The following is a 6,838-nucleotide window of genomic DNA, read 5'->3' as shown; positions in this document are numbered from 1 at the left end:
CCGGTCGCGCCATCAGCACGGCCGCCCCCAGCACCATCGGCGCCAGCAGCAGCGGCAGCGCCGCCAGCGCCCCGCGCGGCAGGCCCGCCTGTTCGTCAAGATGCGCCATCGCGAATCGTCCCTTGTTCCGTCCGATCCTGCCCAGGGTAGCGTGGCTTTGTTTAAATTTGCGTTAACCCTGTCGCAGCTGGGCCAGAAAGAACCCGTCGCCCCCGGTCAGGGGTGTCCATGCGTGCTGGTCGACGCGCTGGAAACCGGGATGGCGCGACAGGAACGCGTCCACCTGATCGCCGTTCTCGGCCTCAAGAACGGAACAGGTCATGTAGGCCAGCAGACCGCCGGGCGCGACCAGTGCCGCCACCTGATCCAGGATGCGGGCCTGCAGCGCTACGAGGTCGCTCAACTGCGCCGCGGTTAGACGCCATTTCGCGTCGGGCGTCCGCCGCCATGTCCCTGATCCTGAACAGGGAACGTCGGCGACCACCAGGTCGAACGTTCCGCGCGGCTGCGTCTGGATCTGGACCTTGGCCCCCGCGCGGGCGGCACGGGCGGGCAGATCGGCCATGCGGGCCGGGGCCACGTCATGGGCGGACACCTGAATGCCCGGCTGCCGCGCGGCCAGGGCCAGCGCCTTGCCGCCGCCCCCCGCGCAATAGTCCAGGACCCGCAGGCCGGGCGCCAATGGCAGCCGCGCGCAGGCCATCTGCGGCGACAGGTCCTGCAGCTCGACCAGGCCGTCCAGATAGGCGCTGGACCGCGCGACCAGGCGGTCGCCCGTCACGACCCGCAGGGCCGATGCAAGCTGGGGCGCGACCTCGACCGTGATCCCGTCGGCGGCCAGCACCGCCGCCGCCTGCTCGGGCGTCGCGCGCGACCCGTTCACGCGCAGCCAGACCGGCGCACGCTGCGTCATGGCCAGCGCCACGGCATCGGCCTGATCGCCCAGGGCCTGCCGCCAGGCCGGGCGCAACCAGTCGGGCAGGTCGTCGGGCAGCGGGTCGGGGGGAACCACGGCGGCCTCGGCCCCCGTCAGGGGGGCCGGTGCGTGGCCTTCTCCGGTGAAGATCGCGTCCAGCGACGGACCGGATTGGCGGACATGGCCGATCATCAGGCCCCGCCCCGTCAGACCACCGCCCAAGGCGGCAAGACTGTCGCGCTGCCGCAGGGCACCGAAGACCAGATCGCGCAGAGCGGCCCTGTCGCCCGACCCCGCAAAGCGGCTGGCACGCGACCAGCGCAACAGCACCTGTTCCGCGGGGCTGCCGGCAAGGATCTGGTCCAGAACGGTGATGGCGGCGCTGATGCGGGCGGCGGGCGTCACGATGTCGCCCGTCCGAAAAGGGTGTGATGGGTCATGGGTGCCCTTGGCTGATCTGTCAGGTCATTTGCCTATCATGATGACACGGGACCGGGCCAGCCCCATCAGCATTCCTGACGGTGTCGATCAGATAATCGAAATTTACCTGATGCGTTGACCAAGCTACTGTCCGGCCATGACGAATCGCCCGCGATGCGACCGGTCCGCGGCATGCCGCCGGATCGCCCGCATGGCCCGCAAGATGGAGATGATGATGGACGGCAACCCGATGAACAGCGCCGGCAAATGCCCGATGATGCATGGCAGCCATACCTCGACCGCAGCGTCGAACACCGACTGGTGGCCCAGTGCGCTGAACTTCGACATCCTGCACCAGCATGACCGCAAGACGAATCCGCTTGGCCCCGATTTCAACTATCGCGAACAGCTGAAGTCGCTGGACGTCGAGGCGCTGAAGAACGACATCCGCGCCCTGATGACCGACAGCCAGGAGTGGTGGCCCGCCGACTGGGGCAGCTATGTCGGCATGTTCGCGCGCGTCACCTGGCACGCGGCGGGGTCCTATCGCCTTGGCGACGGTCGGGGCGGTGCGGGCACCGGCAACCAGCGTTTCGCGCCGCTGAACAGCTGGCCCGACAACAACAACACCGACAAGGGTCGCCGCCTGCTGTGGCCGATCAAAAAGAAGTACGGCAACAAGATCAGCTGGGCCGACCTGATCGTGCTGGCCGGGACCATCGCCTATGAGCAGGCGGGTCTGAAGACCTTCGGCTTCGCCTTTGGCCGCGAGGACATCTGGCATCCCGAGAAGGACATCTACTGGGGCGCCGAAAAGGAGTTCCTGGAGGGGTCTGAAAGCCGCTATGCGGACGTGACCAAGCCCGACACGATGGAGAACCCGCTGGCCGCCGTGCAGATGGGCCTGATCTACGTGAACCCCGAGGGCGTGAACGGTCAACCCGACCCGGCAGCCACCGCCCAGCACATCCGCGAGACCTTTGCCCGGATGGCCATGAACGACGAGGAGACCGTCGCCCTGACCGCTGGCGGCCACACCATCGGCAAGAGCCACGGCAACGGCCGGGCCGAGAACATGGGGGCCGAGCCCGAAGGCGCGGCGCTGCACGAGCAGGGCCTGGGCTGGAACGCGCAGGAAGGCCGCCGCGGCATCGGCCGCGACCAGATGGTCAGCGGCATCGAGGGCGCCTGGACCAGCAACCCCACCAAGTGGGACATGGGCTATTTCGACATGCTGTTCGGCCATGAGTGGGAGCTGCGCAAGTCGCCCGCAGGCGCCTGGCAGTGGGAGCCCGTGGACATCAAGCCCGAGGACATGCCCGCCGATGTCGAGGATCCGTCGATCCGGACCATGCCGATCATGACCGACGCGGACATGGCGATGAAGGTGGACCCCGTCTATCGCGCCATCTGCGAGAAGTTCATCGCCGATCCGGCCAGCTTCGACGACGCCTTCGCCCGCGCCTGGTTCAAGCTGACCCACCGCGACATGGGTCCCAAGGCACGCTATGTCGGCCCCGACGTGCCGTCCGAGGACCTGATCTGGCAGGACCCGGTTCCCGCCGGCCGGACCGATTACGACGTCGAGGGCCTCAAGGCGCGGATCGCGGCGACCGAACTGACCGTGGCCGAGATGGTGGCGACGGCCTGGGACAGCGCGCGGACCTTCCGCGGGTCCGACCTGCGCGGCGGTGCCAACGGCGCCCGCATCCGTCTGGCCCGGCAGAAGGACTGGGCCGGCAACGAACCCGCGCGCCTGGCCCGCGTCCTGTCCGTCCTGCAGCCCATCGCCGATGAGGCCGGCGTACCCTTGGCCGATGTCATCGTGCTGGCCGGAAATGTCGGCATCGAGAAGGCCGCGCAGGCGGCGGGCCACGCGATTACCGTGCCCTTTGCCCCCGGCCGCGGCGACGCGACCGATGAGCAGACCGACGCGGCATCCTTCGACGCGCTGGAGCCGGTGCATGACGGGTTCCGCAACTGGCTGAAGGCCGATTTCGCCGTCAACGCCGAGGAGCTGCTGCTGGATCGTGCGCAGCTGCTGGGCCTGACCGCGGCCGAGATGACCGTCCTTCTGGGCGGGCTGCGGGTGATCGGTGCCAACCATGGCGGGTCCAAGCTGGGTGTGCTGACCGACCGTGAAGGCGCGCTGACGCAGGACTTCTTCGTCAACCTGACGGACATGGCCAACCGCTGGACCAAGGCCCAAGGCGACGCCGAGGTCTATGAGATCCGCGACCGCAAGACTGACGCCGTCCGCTGGCAGGCGTCGCGCGTGGACGTGACCGTGGGCTCGAACTCGATCCTGCGCAGCTATGCCGAGGTCTATGCTCAGGACGACAACGCCGAGAAGTTCGTCCGTGATTTCGTCGCCGCCTGGGTCAAGGTGATGAACGCCGACCGCTTCGACATCGCGGCCTGATCCGGCAGGGGCGCATCCGTGCGCCCCGACCGACCATGACAAAGGCGGCCCCCTTGCGGGGGCCGCCTTTTCGCTGTGATGCCGATGTTCAGCCCAGACGGTAGTTCGGGCTTTCGCGCGTGATCTGCACGTCGTGGACGTGGCTTTCCTTCAGCCCTGCCCCGGTGATGCGGACGAACTGGCAGTTGGTGCGCATCTCGGCGACGGTGGCGCAGCCGGTATAGCCCATCGCGGCGCGCAGGCCGCCGACCAGCTGGTGCACCACGGCGTTGGCCGTCCCCTTGTAGGGCACCTGCCCCTCGATCCCCTCGGGGACCAGCTTGTCGCTGGCCGCGTCCTTCTGGAAATAGCGGTCGGCCGATCCGCGCGCCATCGCGCCCAGCGAGCCCATTCCGCGATAGGACTTGAAGCTGCGGCCCTGGTACAGGATCACCTCTCCGGGGCTTTCGTCGGTGCCGGCGATCGCGCTGCCGACCATGGCGCAGCTGGCGCCCGCGGCGATGGCCTTGGCGAAATCGCCGCTGAACTTGATCCCGCCGTCAGCGATGATCGGGATGTCGCCCGCACCGGCCACGGCATCCATGATCGCGGTCAGTTGCGGCACGCCCACGCCCGCCACGATCCGCGTGGTGCAGATCGAGCCCGGCCCGATGCCGACCTTGACCGCGTCCGCGCCCGCGCCGATCAGCGCGCGCGTGGCCTCGGTCGTGGCGACGTTGCCGGCAACCACCTGCACGCCCTCGCGGAACGCCTTGACCCGTTCGACCGCGCGCGCGACGCCTGCGGAATGGCCGTGGGCCGTGTCGATCACGACCATGTCCACGCCGGCCTCGATCAACGCGCAGCTGCGCTCGAAGCCCTCGTCGCCCACGGTGGAGGCTGCGGCCACGCGCAGGCGACCCAGGTCGTCCTTGCAGGCCTGCGGGTTCAGCACGGCCTTTTCGGTATCCTTCAGCGTCAGAAGGCCGGTCAGCTTGCCCGACCCGTCGGTGACCAGCAGCTTTTCGATCCGGCGCGCCTTCATCAGGCTGATCGCCTCGGCCCGGTCGGCCGGTTCGCGCAGGATGGCCAGGTTGTCCGACGACATCATGGCTCGCACCGGGGTGCGCATGTCGCTGGCGAACCGCATGTCGCGGTTGGTCACGATCCCCAGCACGCGCCCGTCCGCATCGACGACCGGAAAACCGGTGACGTTGTATCGGTCCTGCAGCGCCTTGGCATCGGCCAGGGTCTGGTCCGGCGTCAGGGTGATCGGGTTGTAGACGATGCCGCTCTCGAACCGCTTGACGCGGCGGACCTCGTCGGCCTGCTGCTCGGTCGTAAGGTTGCGGTGGATCACGCCCATGCCGCCGGCCTGCGCCATCGCGATGGCCATGCGGCTTTCGGTGACCGTGTCCATGGCGGATGACAGCAGCGGAATGTTCATCCGGATCGACCGGGTGACATGGGTTGTCACGTCAGCGGTCGAGGGAAGCACCGTCGATGCTGCCGGAACCAGAAGAACGTCGTCGAATGTGAGGGCCTCACGAATCTGCATGGGGGGTGTCCTTGCGGCAATCTCGTTTGGCAGTTTCCCCTTTCACGCCCTGTCCGCTTTGTCCAGCCCGCACGCAGGCGTTGCACGGACGACACGGCATACGGGCAGACATGACGCGGACGTCACGTCAGCGTGTTTGGGTAATTGATCGATAACGTTCGTGCGCTACGGTGGGTTCCGGGGGCGGTTCGCCCGACCGAGGGAGGATGACATGAAATTCGCAATCACGAGCATGGCCGCGCTGCTGGCGGGAACCGCGCCATTGCTGGCCGGGGGGATCGAACGCGCGCCCCAGTCACTGAACATCCTGTTCGAACAGGGCAATTACGCGGAACTCAGCTTCGGCGGCGCCGACCCGACCGTCGAAGGCCCGGACAGCCCCCCCGTGGGCGCACCGATCCCGCAGCGTGATACGGGTGACGTGGCAAACGGCTATGGGTTCGTTGGCCTGGGCTACAAGCACCAGTTCAACGACGCGCTGTCGGCCGCATTGATCATCGAACAGCCCTTCGGCGCGGACGTGACCTACACCCCTGCCGCCGACGGGGGATCGTTCCTGCTGGGCGGCACCCGCGCGCGCGTCGATTCGACGACCGTCACCGCCCTGATGCGCTACAAGCTGCCCAATAACCTGTCCTTCCATGGCGGCCTGCGCGGCTCGCGCGCCGATGCCGAAGTGACGCTGAGCGGCGCGGCCTATGGTCCGATCAGCGGCTACAACGTGCAGCTGGACCAGGACTGGGGCGTCGGCTTCGTGGTCGGTGCAGCCTATGAGATTCCGGACATCGCGGGTCGTGTCTCGCTGACCTACAACTCCAAGGTCGAACATCAGTTCGACACGGTCGAGAGCGTGAACGGCACCATCCTGGGACGTTCCACCACGACCGTCGACACCCCGGAATCGCTGACCCTCGAAGCGCAGACCGGCGTCGCTGCGGACACGCTGGTCTTCGGCAGCATCCGCTGGGTCAACTGGTCGGAGTTCACCGTGAACCCGCGCATCTTCTCCCGCGCACCCACCGCGACGGATCCGCTGGGCTTCAACGTCACGGACGGCCTCGTGTCGCTGGAGGACACGACGACCTATACGCTCGGCGTCGGCCGCAAGTTCAACGAGACATGGTCCGGCTCCGCAGCGCTGGTCTACGAGCCCGAGAACGACGATCTGGTCTCGCCTCTGGCGCCGACCAACGGGCGCCTCGGGCTGACATTGGCCGCCGTCTACACCATGGACAACATGAAGATCACCACGGGGATCAACTACTCCAAGCTGGGCGACGCGCGTCCCCAGACCGGCGGCGAACCCCGTGCACAGATGGAAGACAGCGATCTGCTGGGGATCGGCATCCGCATCGGCTACAGCTTCTGATCGCCGCCTGACCGTTCTTCATCACCGATCGGCCCTGTCTCCGCGACAGGGCCGTTTTTCGTTGGACGTCAGCCCTGTAGTGGTGGGCGGCGACATCGTCCAAACGCCCCTGCGCGGGGGCCAGGCCGACGATGCGCAACGAACTGGCGGAATGCCGCGACGGCGGGGGGTCCG

4 protein-coding genes are annotated in these 6,838 nt (G+C 67.7%); 2 read left to right on the top strand and 2 right to left on the bottom strand.

The window, feature by feature from the left end; all coding sequences use genetic code 11:
• Positions 1–172 precede the first annotated feature (172 nt).
• Positions 173–1,321, bottom strand: a complete 1,149-nt coding sequence (locus FHD68_RS06450) for an RsmB/NOP family class I SAM-dependent RNA methyltransferase (protein WP_139085406.1) — start codon at positions 1,319–1,321, stop codon at positions 173–175.
• Positions 1,322–1,571: 250 nt separating this feature from the next.
• Between FHD68_RS06450 and katG the strand changes: the two genes are divergently transcribed.
• Complete coding sequence (gene katG, locus FHD68_RS06445; RefSeq protein WP_139085408.1) at positions 1,572–3,758, top strand: catalase/peroxidase HPI; 2,187 nt, start codon at positions 1,572–1,574, stop codon at positions 3,756–3,758.
• An 88-nt stretch (positions 3,759–3,846) separates the two neighbouring features.
• Here katG and guaB read toward each other — a convergent pair whose 3' ends face one another.
• Positions 3,847–5,295: an IMP dehydrogenase gene (guaB, locus tag FHD68_RS06440; RefSeq protein WP_045981235.1), complete on the bottom strand. Its 1,449-nt coding sequence runs from the start codon at positions 5,293–5,295 to the stop codon at positions 3,847–3,849.
• A 211-nt stretch (positions 5,296–5,506) separates the two neighbouring features.
• Here guaB and FHD68_RS06435 point away from each other — a divergent pair, with 211 nt between their 5' ends.
• Complete coding sequence (locus FHD68_RS06435) at positions 5,507–6,664, top strand: outer membrane protein transport protein (RefSeq protein ID WP_045981236.1); 1,158 nt, start codon at positions 5,507–5,509, stop codon at positions 6,662–6,664.
• Positions 6,665–6,838 lie beyond the last annotated feature (174 nt).

It is taken from the genome of Paracoccus marcusii (genome assembly GCF_006151785.1).
Lineage (GTDB): Bacteria > Pseudomonadota > Alphaproteobacteria > Rhodobacterales > Rhodobacteraceae > Paracoccus > Paracoccus marcusii.
The sequence above is the reverse complement of the archived record's forward strand: the minus strand, read 5'-3'. Positions and strand labels throughout refer to the sequence as shown.

Coding starts and splice junctions, on each gene's coding strand:
- katG (WP_139085408.1), top strand. CDS start 1,572: ATGGACGGCAACCCGATGAACAGCGCCGGCAAATGCCCGATGATGCAT.
- FHD68_RS06435 (WP_045981236.1), top strand. CDS start 5,507: ATGAAATTCGCAATCACGAGCATGGCCGCGCTGCTGGCGGGAACCGCG.
- guaB (WP_045981235.1), bottom strand. CDS start 5,295: ATGCAGATTCGTGAGGCCCTCACATTCGACGACGTTCTTCTGGTTCCG.